The organism is Streptomyces sp. NPDC041068 (assembly GCF_040647455.1).
Lineage (GTDB): Bacteria > Actinomycetota > Actinomycetes > Streptomycetales > Streptomycetaceae > Streptomyces.
Map to the genome: position 1 here is coordinate 195934 of NZ_JBEZCG010000010.1, position 18236 is coordinate 214169.

Sequence of the window (18236 nt, forward strand, 5' to 3'; positions counted from 1 at the left end):
TGACCTGGCCTTTTGGCTTTTGATTGCCGTTACCTTTACCAACCCTTGGTGTTTCGAGTAGGCTCCTGTCAGCGGAGGGGAGTACTCCCGGCTGCGACGTGCCCGTCAATACGGACCGCCATCGGTCCCGGGGCGTCGGCCCGACTGGCGGCGGTGGACCGTCTCGGGTGGAAGAGACCTCCGGCAGCGACGACGCTGATCAATAGCCGTACGAAGCCGGAGGCGCAGTGGACGTTTCTATGACCATGTGGGTGGCGACCGTTCTCGGTCTGTGTGCCCTGATCGCGGTCGACTTCTTCATCGGGCGCAAGCCCCATGACGTGTCGATCAAGGAAGCCGGAATCTGGACGATCGTCTGGATCGTCCTCGCGGCGCTCTTCGGTGTCGGCCTGATGATCGCGGGCGAGAGCCAGGCGTCCGGCGAGTTCTTCGCGGGCTTCATCACCGAGAAGTCGCTCTCCGTCGACAACCTCTTCGTCTTCATCCTGATCATGGCGAAGTTCTCGGTGCCGACCCATCTCCAGCAGCGCGTGCTGCTGTTCGGTGTGCTGATCGCCCTGGTCCTGCGAGCGATCTTCATCGCCGCCGGCGCCGCGGTCATCGCCAACTTCTCCTGGGTCTTCTACATCTTCGGCGCCTTCCTGATCTACACCGCCTGGAAGCTCATCCAGGAGGCGCGTGCCGACGAGGAGGAAGAGGACTGGGAGGAGAACCGCCTCCTGAAGTCCATCGAGAAGAAGTTCGGCGTCTCCGACCGGTACGAGGGCACGAAGCTCTTCGTCCAGCGGAACGGCAAGAAGATCATGACGCCGCTCATGGTCGTCATGCTCGCCATCGGCACCACCGACGTGCTCTTCGCGATGGACTCCATCCCGGCGATCTTCGGCCTCACCCAGGACCCGTACATCGTCTTCACCGCCAACGCCTTCGCCCTCATGGGTCTGCGGCAGCTGTACTTCCTGATCGGCGGGCTGCTCAAGAAGCTGGTCCACCTCAGCTACGGCCTGTCGGTGATCCTCGGCTTCATCGGCGTGAAGCTCGTGCTGCACGCCCTGCACGAGAACGGCGTGAACGTCCCGGAGATCTCCATCCCGTTCTCGCTCTCCGTGATCTGCGGTGTCCTGGTGATCACCACGATCACCAGCCTCATCGCCTCGAAGAAGCAGGCGGCGAAGGAGGCCGAGGCCGCTGCCGCCGGCGACGCCTCGAAGGACAGCATCGAGGCCTGACGGCACCAAGCGCACACCGAGCACCAAGTAGCGACACCCAAGCGCCCGGGGCAGCATCGAGTCATGGTCACTCGGCTCCGGGCGCTCGGCATGCAATGGACGGCCGCGGTGCCGATCCTCGCGGTGGTACTCCTCGCTCTCACCTGGGGGCGGAGTCTGCCCGGCCTGATCGTCGCCCTGGTGACGCTGGTCCTCGCGGGCTCGGTCCTCGCCGCCGTCCACCACGCCGAGGTGATCGCCCATCGCGTCGGCGAGCCCTTCGGCTCGCTGGTCCTCGCGGTCGCGGTAACGATCATCGAGGTGGCGCTGATCGTCACCCTGATGGCCGACGGCGGCGACAAGAGTTCCACGCTCGCCCGCGACACCGTCTTCGCCGCCGTGATGATCACCTGCAACGGCATCGTCGGCGTCAGCCTCCTGGTGGGCTCCCTGCGCCACCGCGTCGCCGTCTTCAATCCCGAGGGCACCGGCGCCGCCCTCGGGACCGTCGCGACCCTGGCCACGCTCTGCCTGGTCCTGCCGACGTTCACCACCACCAAGCCGGGCCCGGAGTTCACCACGGCCCAGCTCACCTTCGCGGCGGTCGCGTCCCTCATCCTGTACGGCCTGTTCGTGACGACCCAGACCGTCAGGCACCGCGACTACTTCCTGCCCCTCACCGAGCACGGCGAGGTCATCGACGCCGGCAGCCACGCCGAGGGCCCCTCGTCCCGGCAGGCGATGATCAGCCTCGGGCTGCTCGGGCTCGCGCTGATCGGCGTGGTCGGCCTCGCCAAGGGCGTCTCGCCGACGATCGAGTCGGGTGTGGAGAGCGCCGGCCTGCCGCATGCCGTCGTCGGCGTGATCATCGCGCTGCTCGTGCTGCTGCCCGAGACGATCGCGGCCGTGCGCGCCGCCCGCCGCGACCGCGTGCAGACCAGCCTGAACCTCGCCCTCGGCTCCGCGATGGCCAGCATCGGCCTGACCATCCCGGCCGTCGCGATCGCCTCCGTGTGGCTGTCCGGGCCGCTCGTGCTGGGCCTGAGCTCGACCCACATGGTGCTGCTCGTCCTCACGGTGATCGTCGGCACGCTCACGGTCGTGCCGGGGCGCGCGACACCGCTTCAGGGCGGCGTCCACCTGGTGCTGTTCGCGGCGTATCTGGAGCTGGCGATCAATCCGTAGGCGTACGCGGTCGATCCCCGAGAGTCAGGCGTACGCCCTGTCGCTCACCCCGTGGCCGCCACCGGTTCGACGGCCCTGACCGGCCGCGTCTCCGGAAGCAGCGCGAAGCACCCGAGGCTCAGCAGCGCGATGCCCGACAGATACGCGGCCACACCCCACGGCGTCCCGTCCCCTTGCGCCACCGCAGTCGCCACGATCGGCGTGAGCGCCCCTCCGAGCACCCCGCCGAGGTTGTAGCCGACCGCGGCGCCCGTGCAGCGCACCCGCGGCTCGTACAGCTCCGGCAGATACGCGGCGATCACGGCGAACATCGTGATGAACGCGAGCATCGCCACCAGGAACCCGGAGAACATCAGCAGCGGCTGCCCGGTCGAGAGCAGCGCGATCATCGGGAACATCCAGAGCGCGATGGCGGTGCATCCGATCAGACACAGCGGCCGCCGTCCGTACCGGTCGCCGAGCATGGCCGCCAGCGGCGTCAGGGCGCCCTTCACGACCACGGCCGCCATGATGCAGGCCAGCATCACGGTGCGGCTCACCCCGAGCCGCTCCACTCCGTAGGCGAGGGACCAGGTCGTCACGGCGTAGAACACCGCGTACCCGACCGCGAGCGCGCCCGCCGTCAGGAGCACCAACCGCCAGTGCCCGCGGACCACTTCGGCGAGCGGCACGCGCGCGTGCTCACTCAGGCGCAGGAAGTCCGGGCTCTCCGCGAGCGAGGTGCGCAGCGCGAGACCGGCGACCGCGAGGACCCCCGCCGCCCAGAACGGCACCCGCCACCCCCACGCCGCGAACTGCGCGTCGGTGAGCAGTGCGGAGAGGGCCAGCATGATGCCGTTGGCCAGCAGGAAGCCGACCGCTGGCCCGATCTGCGGAAAGCTCGCCCACAGCGCGCGCCGCTCGGCCGGTGCGTGCTCCGCGGTCAGCAGCACGGCACCGCCCCACTCGCCGCCGAGCCCGAACCCCTGCAGGAAGCGCAGCACGAGGAGCAGCAGGGGAGCGGCGATCCCGATCGATTCGTACGTCGGCACGCAGCCGACGGCGACCGTGGCGAGGCCGGTCAGGAGCAGCGACGCGATGAGTACGGGCCGCCGTCCTCGCCGGTCGCCGATGTGCCCGAAGACGACGGACCCGAGGGGGCGCGCCACGAAGCCCACTCCGAAGGTCGCGAAGGCGGCGAGTGTGCCCGCCAGCGGAGAGAACGTCGGGAAGAACAGCGGCCCCAGGACCAGTGCGGCCGCCGTCCCGTAGACAAAGAAGTCGTAGAACTCGATGGCGGTCCCGGCGAGGGAGGCGGCCACGAGGCGCGGAAGTGACGGTGGGGCGGTCGGGGGCAGGGGATCGGTCCGGTGCGGAGGGTCGGTCTGGTTCGGGGGGTCGGTCTTGCGCATGCCGCGTCAACTACCCACAGTGACGACCAGTTACGCAGAGGTGGTCGACCCTCCTCGGTGCGTCCTCTCCTCAGGGTGTCCCCTCGCCAGTGCGTCCCCTTCGTCAGTACGTCACGGTGATGCGCCGCTCGCGTCCGTCGACCCGCACGATTCCTCCGTAGGGGATGACCAGTTGAGGATCGGTGTGCCCGAGGTCCACGTCGAAGACCGCCATGGTCTCGGGCGCGTACGTGTCGAGTGCCCGCAGTACGGCCTCGCGCTGCTCGCGCGCGTGCGCGGCCTTCGCGTCCGCCTCTTGCGGGCGGGCGAAGGACCAGGCCTTGGCGCGTCCCATCAAGAGGGCGGGGAAGCGCTGGAGGAGACCGCGCTCGCCCATGGTGCGCAGGATGCGGAACACGTGGTCGGCGCTGAGCAGTTCCTCGCAGGTCTCCAGGAACAGCACACCCCCGTCGTACGCGGAGAGGTCCCGCTCGATCTCGCGGTCCGCCATCAGGAGCCAGGAGAGGATCTCCAGCTCGCCGCCCCAGGAGCGGCCCTCCACGACCCTCTCGGGGCCGTGCCAGAGCCAGCCGCCCGCCGGCTCGGTCGGCGGCTCCTGCGCGAACGTCGCGGGGTCGTCCCAGGGCAGGTCGATGTCGCGGAACCGCTCCGCCGGCCGCAGTTCGTAGGGCCCTGAGGTGAACAGCGCGGCGCGCAGCGAATCCTCGGTCGCGGGCGCCATCGCGCCGGGGCGGCCGAGTTCGCACATGACGGTCGCGCCGTGGTAGCCGACGATGCCCGACCGCCACAGGTACGCGAGCAGAGTGGTGTTGTCGCTGTAGCCGAAGAACGGCTTCGGGTTCGCGCGGATCAACTCCCGGTCGAGGTGCGGGAGTACGGTGATCTGGTCGTCACCGCCGATGCTCGCGATGACGGCCTTGATCGTCGGATCGGCGAACGCCGCGTGGATGTCGGCGGCGCGCTCCTGCGGCGTCGCGCCCATCTTCCGGGTCGTGGGGTACTCGACGGGTTCGAGGCCGAAGTCCTCGCGGAGTCGCTTCAGGCCCAGCTCGTAGGGGAGCGGGAAGAGTTCCGGCAGACCGCTGGAGGGTGAGAGCACGGCGACGCGGTCCCCGGGGGACGGCTTCGGCGGGTACACGGGTTCGACGATCATGCCGAGAGCGTAGGCGGGCGCTATGGAGGGCGCACCTGACTTACGCGGCCTCCCGCGCGCGGGAGGCGTGATAGACCTCCCTTATGACGCGCAGCCTCGCCACCGCCCCGATCATGATCCTGAACGGCCCGAACCTGAACCTGCTGGGTCTTCGTCAGCCCGAGATCTACGGCACGGACACCCTCGCCGACGTCGAGGCCCTGTGCGCCAAGGCGGCGGCCGCGCACGGCGGGACCGTGGACCTGCGACAGAGCAACCACGAGGGCGAGTTGGTCGACTGGATCCACGAGGCGCGCGAGCACCACGTGGGCATCGTCATCAACCCCGCGGCCTACTCCCACACGTCCGTCGCGATCCTGGACGCGCTCAACACCTGTGACGGGATGCCGGTGTTGGAGGTGCACATCTCCAACATCCATCAGCGCGAGGCCTTCCGGCACCACTCCTACGTCTCGCAGCGCGCCGACGGCGTCATCGCGGGCTGCGGCGTGCAGGGGTACGCGTTCGCGGTGGAACGGGTGGCGGCACTGGTCGCCGCCCGCGCCTGACGCGCCCGCGCACCCCCTCGGTTCACCAGCCCCGCGCGCGCCACTCGCCGAGGTGGGGGCGCTCGGTGCCGAGCGTCGTGTCGTTGCCGTGGCCGGGATAGACCCACGTCTCGTCCGGCAGGGTCCCGAAGATCTTCGTCTCGACGTCGTCGATGAGGCTCGCGAAGGCCTTCGGGTCCTTCCACGTGTTGCCGACGCCGCCCGGGAAGAGGCAGTCGCCGGTGAACACGTGCGGGTGGCCGTGCGGGTCGTCGTAGACCAGCGCGATCGAGCCCGGGGTGTGACCCACCAGGTGGCGGGCGGTGAGCTCGACCCGGCCGACCTTCACGGTGTCGCCGTCGTCGACGAGGACGTCCGTCGGCACGGGGATGCCCTCGGCGTCCGCCCGGCCCGCGTACGTCCGCGCGCGGGTCGCCGAGACGACGGCGGCTAGCGCCTGCCAGTGGTCGCCGTGCTGATGCGTGGTGACGACGGACGCGATGCCGTCGTCACCGATCAGCGTCAGGAGCGTCTCGGCGTCGTTCGCCGCGTCGATCAGCAGCTGCTCGCCGGTCGCCCGGCAGCGCAGCAGGTAGGCGTTGTTGTCCATCGGCCCGACGGCGACCTTGGAAATCATCAGGTCCGGCAGCTCGTGCACATCCGCAGGTCCGCCGACCTTCACCGCTCCGCTGTACGTCATGTGCGCCAGCCTATAGCGGGGGCAGGGCGGGCAGGAGGCCCCCTTCGGCCGTCAGTGCGGAGCCGTCGCGCCGCCCCGCGAGCCAGCCGACCAGATCGGGCGCGGGCCCGGAGACGACGACCTCCGGCTCACCCTCGCGACCCGTGCTCCACGCGTGCGTGCCGTCCGTGATCCGCGTGGGCGGGACGCCGGCGTTGCCCGTGAACCGCGCCGCGAGGAACGCGATCTCGCGCTGCACGAACTCCTCGGGGAGGTCCTCCAGTTCGTACCCGATGTCGAGGTCGACGTGGTGCAGGTCCACCTCGACCCACCGCCGGAACGGGACCCGCGACGCGGAGTCGGTGACTCCGTTGCGCATCTCGATCGTGCGGGACCAGTCGGCGGGGACGGCGGCCTGCGCCTCGAAGCGGGCCATGCTCTCGCGTACGTCGTCGAGCTGCGCGGCCGGCGGGCGCGGGGCGTCCCGCTCGATGTCCGCGTCCCGCGCCTCGGCGCTGGAGTACATCGGCCGCCCGGCGAGGACGTTCACCAGTGCGTCCGCGTTCCGCGCGAGGTGGGCGAGGACATGGCCGCGGGTCCAGCCCGGAAGCCGTGACGGTTCGGCGATCGAATCGTTGTTCAGTTTCGTGGCTGCGGTGAGCAGCCGGTCGGTCGCGTCACGTACAGACGCCAGGTCGCGCACATGATCAATCATGCGGTCGACGATAGCCGCGCCACACGTTCGGGTGAAGGTGTCGGGGCGGCCCCGTAAATCGAATGCACGTGCTATAAGGTCGACGGCGGCGTCGGGCATTCTTGATGGCCCGGGTTTGTTGTGAACCAAGGAAGCAGCCCGGCGTTGTCAGTGGCTCGCCCTAGTCTGTGAACGACGGGGGTTTTGCCCCTGTCACCACTCTCAAGAAAGGTGCGGACCGGCGTGGCCGACCGTCTCATCGTCCGTGGCGCGCGCGAGCACAATCTCAAGAACGTCTCGCTCGACCTCCCGCGTGACTCCCTCATCGTGTTCACCGGTCTCTCCGGGTCGGGCAAGTCCTCGCTCGCGTTCGACACGATCTTCGCCGAGGGCCAGCGGCGGTACGTCGAGTCGCTGTCCTCCTACGCCCGGCAGTTCCTGGGCCAGATGGACAAGCCCGACGTCGACTTCATCGAGGGGCTCTCCCCGGCGGTCTCCATCGACCAGAAGTCGACCTCGCGCAACCCGCGCTCCACGGTCGGCACCATCACCGAGGTCTACGACTACCTGCGCCTGCTCTTCGCGCGCATCGGCAAGCCGCACTGCCCCGAGTGCGGCCGGCCCATCTCCCGGCAGTCGCCGCAGGCCATCGTCGACAAGGTCCTCGAGCTGCCCGAGGGCAGCCGCTTCCAGGTCCTGTCGCCGCTGGTGCGCGAGCGCAAGGGCGAGTTCGTCGACCTCTTCGCCGACCTGCAGACCAAGGGGTACAGCCGCGCGCGGGTCGACGGCGAGACGATCCAGCTCTCCGAGCCGCCCACGCTCAAGAAGCAGGAGAAGCACACCATCGAGGTGGTCGTCGACCGCCTCACGGTGAAGGACTCCGCCAAGCGCCGCCTGACCGACTCCGTGGAGACCGCACTCGGCCTCTCCGGAGGCATGGTCGTGCTCGACTTCGTCGACCTCCCCGAGGACGACCCCGAGCGCGAGCGCATGTACTCGGAGCACCTCTACTGCCCGTACGACGACCTGTCCTTCGAGGAGCTCGAGCCCCGCTCCTTCTCCTTCAACTCGCCCTTCGGCGCCTGCCCGGACTGCACCGGCATCGGCACGCGCATGGAGGTCGACCCCGAGCTGATCGTCCCGGACGAGGACAAGTCGCTCGACGAGGGCGCCATCCACCCCTGGTCGCACGGCCACACCAAGGACTACTTCGGCCGCCTCGTCGGCGCCCTCGCGGACGCCCTCGGCTTCTCCACCGACATGCCCTGGGCCGGACTGCCGCAGCGCGCCAAGAAGGCCCTCCTGTACGGCCACAAGACCCAGATCGAGGTCCGCTACCGCAACCGCTACGGCCGCGAGCGGGTCTACACCACGGCCTTCGAAGGCGCCGTCCCCTTCGTCAAGCGCCGCCACAGCGAGGCCGAGAGCGACGCGAGCCGCGAGCGCTTCGAGGGCTACATGCGCGAGGTGCCCTGCCCCACCTGTGAGGGCACCCGCCTCAAGCCGATCGTCCTGGCCGTCTCGGTCATGGGGAAGTCCATCGCCGAGGTCTCCGCGATGTCCATCAGCGACTGCGCGGACTTCCTCGCGGAGCTGAAGCTGGGAGCCCGCGACAAGAAGATCGCCGAGCGGGTCCTCAAGGAGGTCAACGAGCGGCTGCGCTTCCTGGTCGACGTCGGCCTGGACTATCTGTCGCTGAACCGCGCCGCGGGCACCCTCTCCGGAGGCGAGGCCCAGCGCATCCGCCTGGCCACCCAGATCGGCTCCGGCCTGGTCGGCGTGCTCTACGTACTGGACGAGCCCTCCATCGGTCTCCACCAGCGCGACAACCACCGCCTGATCGAGACCCTCGTACGCCTGCGCGACATGGGCAACACCCTCATCGTCGTCGAGCACGACGAGGACACCATCAAGGTCGCCGACTGGGTCGTCGACATCGGCCCCGGCGCGGGCGAGCACGGCGGCAAGGTCGTGCACAGCGGCTCCATGAAGGAACTGCTCGCCAACGACAAGTCGGTCACCGGGCAGTACCTCTCGGGCAAGAAGTCCATCCCGGTCCCGGACGTGCGCCGCCCCGCCGACCCCTCCCGTCGGCTGACGGTGCACGGCGCCCGCGAGAACAACCTGCGGGACATCGACGTCTCCTTCCCGCTGGGCGTCCTTACGGCGGTCACGGGCGTCTCGGGCTCCGGCAAGTCGACCCTCGTCAACGACATCCTGTACACGCACCTGGCAAGGGAGTTGAACGGCGCCCGTTCCGTTCCCGGCCGCCACACGCGCGTGGACGGCGACGAGTTGGTCGACAAGGTCGTGCACGTGGACCAGTCGCCCATCGGCCGCACGCCCCGCTCGAACCCGGCGACGTACACCGGAGTCTTCGACCACGTCCGCAAGCTCTTCGCGGAGACGACCGAGGCGAAGGTGCGGGGCTACCTCCCCGGGCGCTTCTCCTTCAACGTCAAGGGCGGTCGCTGCGAGAACTGCTCCGGTGACGGCACCATCAAGATCGAGATGAACTTCCTCCCGGACGTGTACGTCCCGTGCGAGGTGTGCCACGGCGCGCGCTACAACCGCGAGACGCTGGACGTGCACTACAAGGGCAAGTCCATCGCCGAGGTCCTCGACATGCCCATCGAGGAGGCGCTCGGCTTCTTCGAGGCCGTGCCCGCCATCGCACGTCACCTGAAGACGCTCAACGACGTCGGCCTCGGGTACGTACGCCTCGGTCAGTCCGCGCCCACCCTCTCCGGAGGCGAGGCCCAGCGCGTGAAGCTGGCCTCCGAGCTCCAGAAGCGCTCCACGGGCCGGACCGTCTACGTACTCGACGAGCCGACCACCGGTCTGCACTTCGAGGACATCAGCAAGCTGATCACGGTCCTCTCCGGCCTGGTCGACAAGGGCAACACGGTCATCGTCATCGAGCACAACCTCGACGTCATCAAGACCGCGGACTGGGTCGTCGACATGGGCCCCGAGGGGGGCAACGGCGGCGGTCTGGTCGTCGCCGAGGGCACCCCCGAGGAGGTCGCCGGAGTGCCGACCAGCCACACCGGCAAGTTCCTGCGGGACATCATCTCGGCGGACCGGATCAGCGACGCGCTGCCCTCGCAGGGCCGCAAGCCGGTCAAGAAGGCCCCGGCGAAGAAGACCGCCGCCAAGAAGGCCGTGGCGGCGAGCGCCACGGCCACGAAGAAGACGGCGACGGTCAAGGCGGACACCACCGCCAAGAAGGCCGCCTCTCCGAAGAAGGCGGCCACCACGAAGAAGGCAGCTGCCGCGAAGAAGGCGGCCCCCGCCGAGAAGGCCGCCACCAAGAAGGCGACCGCCACGAGGACGACGCGGGCCCGCAAGGCCTGACGCCCCTTCGGCACACCGCAGCGCCCCGCCCCTCACCAGGGGCGGGGCGCTCGTGCGTCGTACGCGTCGTACGCACGGGGCGTACGACCCCGCCGACCCGAACCCCCCTTGTCCGGCGCCCCGTTCCCATGGTCGGCTTGTCCCATGCCCGTACGCAGCGAACGCGCAGGCCCCGTCACCACCGTCGTCCTGTCCCGCCCCGCCGCGCGGAACGCCGTCGACGGGCCCACCGCCCGCGCCCTCGCGGAGGCCTTCCGAGACTTCGAGGCCGACCCCGACGCCTCCGTCGCCGTCCTGTGGGGCGAGGGCGGCACCTTCTGCGCGGGCGCGGACCTCAAGGCCATCGGCACCCCGGACGGCAACGTGGTCACCAAGGACGGGGACGGCCCCATGGGCCCGTCCCGGATGCGTCTGTCCAAGCCCGTGATCGCGGCGATCTCCGGGCACGCCGTCGCGGGCGGCCTCGAACTCGCCCTCTGGTGCGACCTGCGCGTCGCCGAGGAGGATGCCGTCCTCGGGGTGTTCTGCCGCCGCTGGGGCGTCCCGCTCATCGACGGCGGGACGGTGCGGCTGCCCCGGCTGATCGGTGAGAGCCGCGCCCTCGACCTGATCCTGACGGGCCGCCCCGTGGGCGCCGCGGAGGCTCTCGGCATGGGCCTGGTCAACCGCACCGTGCCCCCCGGCACCTCGCGCGCGGCGGCCGAGCGCCTCGCCGCCGAGATCGCCGCGTTCCCGCAGACCTGCCTGCGGCGCGACCGGCTCTCCGTGCTCGACCAGGGCGGACTGCCCGAACAGGAGGCGATGGCGGTCGAGTTGGGGCACGGCCTGCACTCGCTGGCCCATGCCGCCGAGGGTGCCGCCCGCTTCGCCGCGGGAGCGGGTCGGCACGGGGTTTTCACGGACCACTGAGGGCGTGCCGATGCCCACCCCTTCGTACGTGGGCTCCCGAGGTTCAGCCCTGCTCCCCTTCGTACGTGGGTTCTCGAGGTTCAGCCCTGCTCCCCTTCGTACGTGGGCTCCCGAGGTTCAGCCCTGCTCCGCCTCGGGCTCCAGGAACTGCATGTCCAGCTGGATCTTCACCACTTCACCGAGCAGGCCGGGGGCGAAGTCGAGGCCGAACTCGCTGCGGCGGATATCGCCCGACGCCTCGAACCCGGCGTGCCTGCGGTCATGGCCGGGGAAGCCCTGCACGCCGCCGAACTCCACGGCCAGCGTCACCGTCCTGGTCACGTCGCCGATGGCCAACTCGCCCTCCATGGACCACTCCTCGCCCGCGCCCTCGATCCGCGTCGAACGGAAGGTCATCGTCGGCCGCTTCTCGACGTCGAGCAGGTCGGAGGCGACCACGTGCGCGTCCCTGTCCTTGTTGCCCGTGTCGATCGAGGCCAGCGCGATGGTCGCGGTCACCGATGAGGCCTCGGCGCTCTCGCCCACCACCAACTCGGCCTGGACGTCGGTGAAGCGGCCACGCACTTTGGAGATGCCGAGGTGACGGATGGAGAAGTTCACCGCGGAGTGGAAGGGGTCGATCTCCCAGACGCCCGCGGTGAGCGGCAGCGCGGGGGCGGTGGAAGAGGCGCGAGAGGCGGGGGATGTGGAGGAGTCGGAGGCGGCGGGGGAGTCGGTTGCGTTCGTGTCAGTCGATTCGAGAGTCATGCGCCCACCTTGCGGCGCTCCCCGCGGCCGAGGAAGGCCGAGCCGAGACTGGTAGTGACAGGGCCACGATCCGCGCGGCGCCCGCTGATACGTTCGCACCGTGAGCGAGAACGAGCTGGGCGTCTTCCTGCGTACGCGCAGGGAGGCCGTGACACCCACCGAGGTCGGGCTGCCCAGCGGCCCCCGCCGCCGCACGCCCGGACTGCGCCGCTCCGAAGTCGCGACCCTCGCTGGGATCAGCGTCGAGTACCTCGCCCGGCTCGAACAGGGCAGGGACCGCCACCCGTCCGCCCAGGTGCTCGGCGCGCTCGCCGACGCGCTGCGCCTGAGCATGGAGGAGCGCATCCATCTGCGCCGTCTGGAGAAGGAGATGGGCGCGGGCAACCCCTGCTGCCCGACGGCCGTGCCCCCCGCGGACTCGGTGCGCCCCACCGTGCGCGCGATCATGGACAGCCTGGAGCCCACGCCTGCCGTCCTGCTCAACCGCCTCGCCGACGTCCTCGCCTGCACGGAGGGGTACCGGCGGATCGCGGCACCGCTCGGCGTACTGGACGGTGAGCGGCCCAACCTCGCCCGGTTCGTGTTCACCGACGAGCGGGCCCGCGCCGCCTACGCCGACTGGGACCGCCTCGCCGACGACCTGGTCGGACACCTCAAGACGGAGTCCATGCTCGACGACCCCCATGTGCGGGGATTCACCGACGAGTTGACGGTCATGGCGGGCGCCCCGTTCGCCGACCGCCTCAGCGGAGCGCCCACGCTGCCCCGGCGCACCGGCGTCGAACCGATCGCCCACCCCGAGGCGGGCGCCCTCCGCCTCTCGTACGAGACGCTGGCGCTGCCCGACGTCGATCCGCAGCGCCTGATCGTCTACGTACCCGCCGACGACGCCACGTCGGCGGCCCTCGACCGGCTCAACGGCCGCAGGCCCGGCGGCCTGCACGCCGTCAACGGCTGACGGTTGACGGCTGACGGTTGACGACTGACGGCTGACCCCGGCGGGCCTCCGGACTGCCGAGGAACCGGCCCCGAGGCCTCGGGCGTCCCTTCCCCATGAAGCGATACTGGACGAGGGCCCTGGTCGCCTTCCTCGCGACCGTGTGTACCGTCGCGGTCATCTTCATCTGGGTGAGCGGGGACGCGGGCCCTCCGACGCGCCACCGGCCGGACCCCCGCTTCGAAGGCGCCTCCCTCGTCCACTTCGAGTCGGGCACTCATGTGCGCGGCAGCTCCGTGCGGACGGTGCTGCGCTCACGCCACGACGTGACGGCGTTCAGCGGCTGGTTCCCCCGCCTCGACGTCGAATCCGATCTCGCCGGACGGGACTTCCGCACCGAAGCGCTCATCGCCTTCATGTGGAGCACGGCCTGTACGAAGGGGGATTCGGCGGTACTGACCTACGCCGAGCCCACGGGCTTCTCCGTGCGCCTGACGGACACGACCACCAGTCAGACCTGTACGGAGCCGTACAGTGCCATCGCGGTGTTCGCCGTACCGCGGGACGAGGCGCCGGAGGACGTGCGCATCGGCGGTACCTCGCCGGGACCGCCGGGCCCCGCGGAGCAGATCGCGTTCGCGCCGCTGCGCGAGGCGGCACGGCCGCGCGGTGCGGAGGTCAGCCAGCCCGACCAGCTCCGGGACTTCCTGGACGGGCTGCCCGAGGAGCGGAAGGGCTCCCGACCGGAACTGGAGGACCTGCCCGAAAGCGGCGCGGGACAACGCCTGTTCGCGTACGTCGTCCAGGGCTGCCGGCACACCGGTGCCGTGCTGCGCATCACCGAGAAGCGCATGGTCCCGGAGCCGGTGGGCGGCGAGGGGGTCCGCTGCGTCGCGCCGGAGTCGTTCGTGGCGGTGTTCCGCGTACCTGCCCAACAGGTGCCGCCCTCGGCAGCCGTGGGGTGACTTGGTCGGTTGACCTAGTCGAGCTCCGCCGCGTACGGCGGCTCCGCGCCCGCCCGTGAGCACGTGACCGCCGCCGCCCGCGCAGCGAACCGCAGGACGTCGGCGAGAGCCGAGGCGTCGAGCCCGGCCAGCGCCTCCGCCGACAGCGCGTCGCGCGCCGAAAGGCCGTGCAGCAGAGCCGCGTTGACCGTGTCGCCCGCGCCGATCGTGTCCACCACGTCGACGCGCTCGCCGGGTACGCGCAGCTCCGTGCCGCCCCGCGGGTACAGGGACAGGCCGTCTCCGCCGCGCGTGACGACCACGGCAGCGGGCCCCGCCGCCAGCCACTCGTGCGGGGTGCCGCCGAGCCAATCGGCGTCCTCCTGCGACAACTTGAGCAGCGTGACCGACGGCAGCCAGCTCTTGAACCGGGCGCGGTAGGCGTCCGCGTCGGGGATCAGACCGGCGCGGATGTTCGGGTCGAGCGTCGTGAAGACGCCGCGAGCGGACGCGCGGCGCATCAGCTCCTCGTACGCGCTCGCGCCCGGCTCCAAGGCGAGCGAGCAGGTGCCGAACGACATCGCCCGTACCCCGTCGGGGAGTTCGGAGGGCACCTCGAAGAACCGGTCGGCCGTGCCCTCGACGTAGAAGGAGTACCCGGCCGAGCCGTCCGCGTCGATCGAGGCGACGGCGAGCGTCGTCGGCTCGGGGCCCCGCTGCACGTACGACAGGTCGACGCCCGCGGCCCGCAGTCCGCCGAGCAGCGCATCGCCGAACGCGTCCCGTGACACGCGCGAGCAGAAGGCGACGGGAGAACCGAGCCTGCCGAGCGCGACGGCGGTGTTGTAGGGGCCGCCGCCGAGGCGCGGCGCGAGCGTGGCCAGACCCGCGCCGCCGCCGGGCCCCTGTGCGCCGGGCCCCTGCGCGTCGGACCTTTGCACGCCCTGCGCCTCTTGCGCCTCTTGCGCCTCCCGCGCATCCTGCGGAACGAGGTCGATCAGGGCCTCTCCGGCGACGACTATCACGGGTGGTTCCTCTCGGGCGCTGCCTGGGCTCGGCTCACGGCGCCGCACGTGGGCGCGGCGTCCCGTTCAGGCTAGGCCGTGCGCGGGGCCTCGGCCCGGAGCGGGCGGCACTCGGGCACGCCCGCGCCCGACACGGTCACGGAGCCTCGCACCGGTATGGTCTGATCCGTCACCGATGCCCCTGACCTGTGGAGACACCATGTCCGGCACGCCTCCTGCCCGTCGCACCGTGCTGCGGGCCGCCGCTCTCGCCCCGGCCGTCGGGCTCGGGCTCACCGCCTGCTCGTCCGGCGGCGACGGCGGCTCCCGGTCGGCGCCGACGGCGCCGGTGGACCTCGGGGAGTCCGACGACGTGAAGGTCGGCGCGTCGAAGCTGTACACGGACCGGAACGTGGTCGTCAGCCGGGTCTCCGACGACGAGTACAAGGCGTTCAGCACGATCTGCACCCACGCGCGCTGCCCGATCAACAAGCTGGAGGGGCACAAGCTCATCTGCCAGTGCCACGGCAGCCAGTTCGACGCCACGAACGGCGAGGTGCTGAAGGAGCCGGCCGTCAGCCCGCTCGCCGAGCTGCCGGTGAAGGTGGAGAACGGCAAGATCATCGCGGGCCCCGAGAAGAAGGCCTAGAGGCCCCCTTCAAAAGAGGGCCTGGCCGCCCCCCCACAGAAGAAGGCCTGGCCGCCCCTCCAGAGGCCCCGCTCACTCCCAGTCCCACGCGATCCCCAGAATTCCCGCCCGCACCTGCGGTTCCACCAGGTGCACCGAGCGGTGGCTGCCGCTCAGCGTCAGCTCCTGCCGGCCGCCGCGCGGGGCCGCGGCCGAGTGCTGGGCGAAGCGGTGGCAGCGTACGGGCAGGGCCTGGCCGTCGAAGCGGACCTGCAGGGCGTACTGCCCGCCCGCGTAGGTGAAGCCGCGCACGTACTCGGTGGCCACCCCCGCCGTGCCGTCCTCGAAGCCGTAGCCGAACAGGTGGGTGTCGCCCGCGCGCAGACGGGTGTCGAAGAGCAGCTCGGCGACCAGCACGCCCGTCCCCTGGTGCCATCGCACGCGTCCCGTACGGCAATTCTCCAGGGCGCGCACCCGGACGAGGTCGGGGGCGCAGCCGGGGTCTCCGTAGTGGATGGCCACATAGCGGTCCACGCCGTCCCGGTGCGCGCGCACGACGTGCTGCGAGTCGCGGCCGACCAGTTCGCGCAGCGCGCCGATCCGCACCCGCTCGTGGTGGCCGATGGTGTGCAGGCCGCCGTCGACGGGGGAGTCGAGCTCGGCGAGGAGGGACCGCAGCACGTCGGCCGCCTCCACCAGTGAGCGGTACGAGCGCGCGGCGGGCCGTTCCTGGTCGGCGCGGTCGGACGGCTGGACGAGGAGGCGGATCAACGACTCCTCGGGGAGCTGCAGTATCTCTTCGAGGGCGCGGACGGCCCGCAGGGACTCGGCGCGCTGGGGACGGCGGGCGCCCTGCTGCCAGTAACTCAGGCTCGTCACGCCGACATTGACCCCCTGCCGGGCCAGGTGGTGGCGTATGCGCTGCAGGGGCAGCCGGCGCGCGGCGATCGCGGTGCGCAGCGCCACGTGGAACGGTCCCGTGCGCAGCGCGGCCTCCAGATCCGCCGAGGGCTCGCCCTCTTCATCCGCTTCGTTGTGCTCGTCCGCGAGTCGTGTGGCGTGCCGCAATGCGGACTCCTTCTGTGAACGTTCACTTCTGTTGCCCCGGCGTTCATGCCGGTGAAAGCGGGGTGCCAGGTCGGCGTACGGCCCATGTTCACATTTGTACGACGTCGTTCACGGGCCAAGTAATGCCGTATTGAAGCTTGTTGACCTGCACTCGACAACACTCGATGCTCAATCGCAGCGTCCGGACGCGGTCCTCCACACCCCACATCCCCGCTTGGGAGGAACGCGATGCGCCAACCACACAGCAGGAGGAGCGGCACAGGCAGACGGAGACACCTCTCCGCGCTCGCCGTCGTCGCAGCAGCCCTCTTCGTCGCGCCGACGGCCACGGCCACGGCGGCCCCGCTCGCCCCCGCATCCACCCCCGTCGCCGCGGTCGCGCCCGCGGCGAACGGCACGAGTGCCGCCGACCCGTCCGTCCTGGCCGCCAAGCGCCTGAACATCACCATGCAGGCGCAGCAGAAGACCAACTGGTGCTGGGCCGCGGCCGGCAACACCATCGCGACGTATCTGGGCCGCAACTACAGCCAGAACCAGTTCTGCAACGCCGCCTTCGGGCGCAACCAGAACACCGAGTGCCCCAACAACCAGGCCACGCTCGGCAATGTGCAGAACGGCCTGCGCTGGGCCGGCATCAACCCCGGTTCGTACGTCACCGGCTGGCTGCGCTACCCGACCGTGAAGGCCGAGATCGATGCGGGCCGCCCGGTCGAGACGCGGATCCAGTGGTCCAACGGCGGCGGCCACATGCACGTCATCTACGGCTACGACGACGCCAACAGCTGGGTCTACTGGGGCGACCCCTGGCCCTCCAGCGACCGCTACAACTGGGCCTCGCACGCCTGGTACGTCGACAACAACACCTTCTCCTGGACCCACTCGCTCTACCGGATCGGGGCGTGAGAGCGATGACCCGTCACCTTCCCCGCAACCTGGTTCCCCGCCACCTGGTCAAGGCCGCGCTCGCCGGCTCGGCAGCCACCCTCCTGCTCGGCCTCGCGGCCCCCGCCGCCTCCGCGGACTCAGGCCCCGCGGCACCCTCCGCGGCCTCCCGCGCCGCCGCGCACAAGGCGGCCACGGCACCGCAGACCCTCGACACGCTCTCCCGCTTCTTCGCGCGGGAGGGCGCGGTCAGCAGGTCCGCGGCGGACCCGCGGATCGAGGGCGGGAGCGTGCCCGTGTACTACCTCTCCCCGGAGTTCGTCGCGGGCAAGAAGGACGCGCCGATCGCCCGCCTGGAGTTCCTCGCGGGCAAGGCGGTCTCCTCCGACGGCCAGGAAGCGTCCCTGTGGACCGTGAAGCAGGGCAGTTCCTGGCAGGTCGTGAACATCGCCACCGGGGACGACGAGACCCACTACGCGCGCGTGGGCGCTCAGAAGTCCCCCGGAGGCACCGTCTTCCACGAGCCGCAGATCAACGCCTGGTACGTCCGGACCGACGGGGACGATGCCCACGCGCGCGTGCTGCCGCTCGACAAGGATGCGGTGCGCGCCGTGGGCGCCGAGGGCACCTCGGTCGCCGCCTACCGCAAGCGCGTCCAGAAGGCGTACGGCGACAAGCTGCCCGGCTCCGCGTACGAGAAGTCGGGCAAGGCGGGCGGCTACGGCACCGAGAAGCCCGCGAAGGAGTCCGTGGGATCCGTGCAGGGCCCGGTCACGGTGGCCTCCTCGATAGCCGGCGCGGGCGCCCTGCTCGCTCTCGGCATCTCCGGTACGGCACTGATGCGGCGCCGCACGGCGCGGCGCCGGAGCTGACCCCGAAGGGCGGCGGCCGGGACACCGGCCGCCGCTCGCGCACACCGGAGC

The 18236-nt window shown here is 70.8% G+C and carries 17 protein-coding genes; 10 read left to right on the plus strand and 7 right to left on the minus strand.

Annotated features, from left to right (window positions below; all coding sequences use genetic code 11):
• Positions 1 to 227: 227 nt before the first annotated feature.
• Positions 228 to 1229, plus strand: coding sequence for a TerC family protein (locus AB0B50_RS23855; protein ID WP_362335317.1), 1002 nt, complete (start codon positions 228 to 230; stop codon positions 1227 to 1229).
• A 63-nt stretch (positions 1230 to 1292) separates the two neighbouring features.
• Positions 1293 to 2393, plus strand: coding sequence for an ionic transporter y4hA (locus AB0B50_RS23860; protein WP_362335320.1), 1101 nt, complete (start codon positions 1293 to 1295; stop codon positions 2391 to 2393).
• Between the two features lie 44 nt (positions 2394 to 2437).
• Here the strand turns inward: AB0B50_RS23860 and AB0B50_RS23865 are convergent, their stop codons facing one another.
• On the minus strand, positions 2438 to 3784 hold the full coding sequence (locus tag AB0B50_RS23865) for an MFS transporter (protein ID WP_362335323.1): 1347 nt from the start codon (positions 3782 to 3784) through the stop codon (positions 2438 to 2440).
• A gap of 103 nt (positions 3785 to 3887) precedes the next feature.
• Entirely contained in the window at positions 3888 to 4937 is a 1050-nt protein-coding gene (locus AB0B50_RS23870) for a S66 peptidase family protein (protein ID WP_362335326.1), read from the minus strand.
• 83 nt (positions 4938 to 5020) lie between these two features.
• Here AB0B50_RS23870 and aroQ point away from each other — a divergent pair, with 83 nt between their 5' ends.
• Positions 5021 to 5485, plus strand: a complete 465-nt coding sequence (gene aroQ / locus AB0B50_RS23875; RefSeq protein ID WP_362335329.1) for a type II 3-dehydroquinate dehydratase — start codon at positions 5021 to 5023, stop codon at positions 5483 to 5485.
• Positions 5486 to 5507: 22 nt separating this feature from the next.
• Here aroQ and AB0B50_RS23880 read toward each other — a convergent pair whose 3' ends face one another.
• Complete coding sequence (locus tag AB0B50_RS23880) at positions 5508 to 6164, minus strand: MBL fold metallo-hydrolase (protein WP_362335332.1); 657 nt, start codon at positions 6162 to 6164, stop codon at positions 5508 to 5510.
• Between the two features lie 10 nt (positions 6165 to 6174).
• Entirely contained in the window at positions 6175 to 6858 is a 684-nt protein-coding gene (locus tag AB0B50_RS23885; protein ID WP_362335335.1) for a maleylpyruvate isomerase family mycothiol-dependent enzyme, read from the minus strand.
• Positions 6859 to 7080: 222 nt separating this feature from the next.
• Here AB0B50_RS23885 and uvrA point away from each other — a divergent pair, with 222 nt between their 5' ends.
• Both uvrA and AB0B50_RS23895 read left to right on the plus strand, forming a co-directional pair.
• Positions 7081 to 10194, plus strand: a complete 3114-nt coding sequence (gene uvrA / locus AB0B50_RS23890; RefSeq protein ID WP_362335338.1) for an excinuclease ABC subunit UvrA — start codon at positions 7081 to 7083, stop codon at positions 10192 to 10194.
• Between the two features lie 144 nt (positions 10195 to 10338).
• Complete coding sequence (locus AB0B50_RS23895; RefSeq protein WP_362335341.1) at positions 10339 to 11103, plus strand: crotonase/enoyl-CoA hydratase family protein; 765 nt, start codon at positions 10339 to 10341, stop codon at positions 11101 to 11103.
• Between the two features lie 117 nt (positions 11104 to 11220).
• On the opposite strand, the gene AB0B50_RS23900 is transcribed toward AB0B50_RS23895, so the two are convergent.
• The gene (locus AB0B50_RS23900) at positions 11221 to 11850 is read right to left on the minus strand and encodes a YceI family protein (RefSeq protein ID WP_362335343.1); all 630 of its coding nucleotides are present in this window, start codon (positions 11848 to 11850) and stop codon (positions 11221 to 11223) included.
• 100 nt (positions 11851 to 11950) lie between these two features.
• Between AB0B50_RS23900 and AB0B50_RS23905 the strand changes: the two genes are divergently transcribed.
• The gene (locus tag AB0B50_RS23905; protein ID WP_362335346.1) at positions 11951 to 12808 is read left to right on the plus strand and encodes a helix-turn-helix transcriptional regulator; all 858 of its coding nucleotides are present in this window, start codon (positions 11951 to 11953) and stop codon (positions 12806 to 12808) included.
• A 95-nt stretch (positions 12809 to 12903) separates the two neighbouring features.
• On the plus strand, positions 12904 to 13752 hold the full coding sequence (locus AB0B50_RS23910; RefSeq protein WP_362335349.1) for a hypothetical protein: 849 nt from the start codon (positions 12904 to 12906) through the stop codon (positions 13750 to 13752).
• A gap of 14 nt (positions 13753 to 13766) precedes the next feature.
• Here the strand turns inward: AB0B50_RS23910 and AB0B50_RS23915 are convergent, their stop codons facing one another.
• The gene (locus tag AB0B50_RS23915; RefSeq protein WP_362335352.1) at positions 13767 to 14756 is read right to left on the minus strand and encodes a carbohydrate kinase; all 990 of its coding nucleotides are present in this window, start codon (positions 14754 to 14756) and stop codon (positions 13767 to 13769) included.
• Between the two features lie 199 nt (positions 14757 to 14955).
• Between AB0B50_RS23915 and AB0B50_RS23920 the strand changes: the two genes are divergently transcribed.
• Positions 14956 to 15384 (plus strand): Rieske (2Fe-2S) protein, encoded by a 429-nt coding sequence (locus AB0B50_RS23920; RefSeq protein ID WP_362335354.1) that lies wholly within the window; start codon positions 14956 to 14958, stop codon positions 15382 to 15384.
• Between the two features lie 72 nt (positions 15385 to 15456).
• On the opposite strand, the gene AB0B50_RS23925 is transcribed toward AB0B50_RS23920, so the two are convergent.
• Complete coding sequence (locus AB0B50_RS23925; protein ID WP_362335356.1) at positions 15457 to 16431, minus strand: hypothetical protein; 975 nt, start codon at positions 16429 to 16431, stop codon at positions 15457 to 15459.
• A 228-nt stretch (positions 16432 to 16659) separates the two neighbouring features.
• Between AB0B50_RS23925 and AB0B50_RS23930 the strand changes: the two genes are divergently transcribed.
• Positions 16660 to 17334 (plus strand): papain-like cysteine protease family protein, encoded by a 675-nt coding sequence (locus AB0B50_RS23930; protein ID WP_362335359.1) that lies wholly within the window; start codon positions 16660 to 16662, stop codon positions 17332 to 17334.
• A 5-nt stretch (positions 17335 to 17339) separates the two neighbouring features.
• Positions 17340 to 18185: a hypothetical protein gene (locus AB0B50_RS23935; protein WP_362335362.1), complete on the plus strand. Its 846-nt coding sequence runs from the start codon at positions 17340 to 17342 to the stop codon at positions 18183 to 18185.
• Positions 18186 to 18236 lie beyond the last annotated feature (51 nt).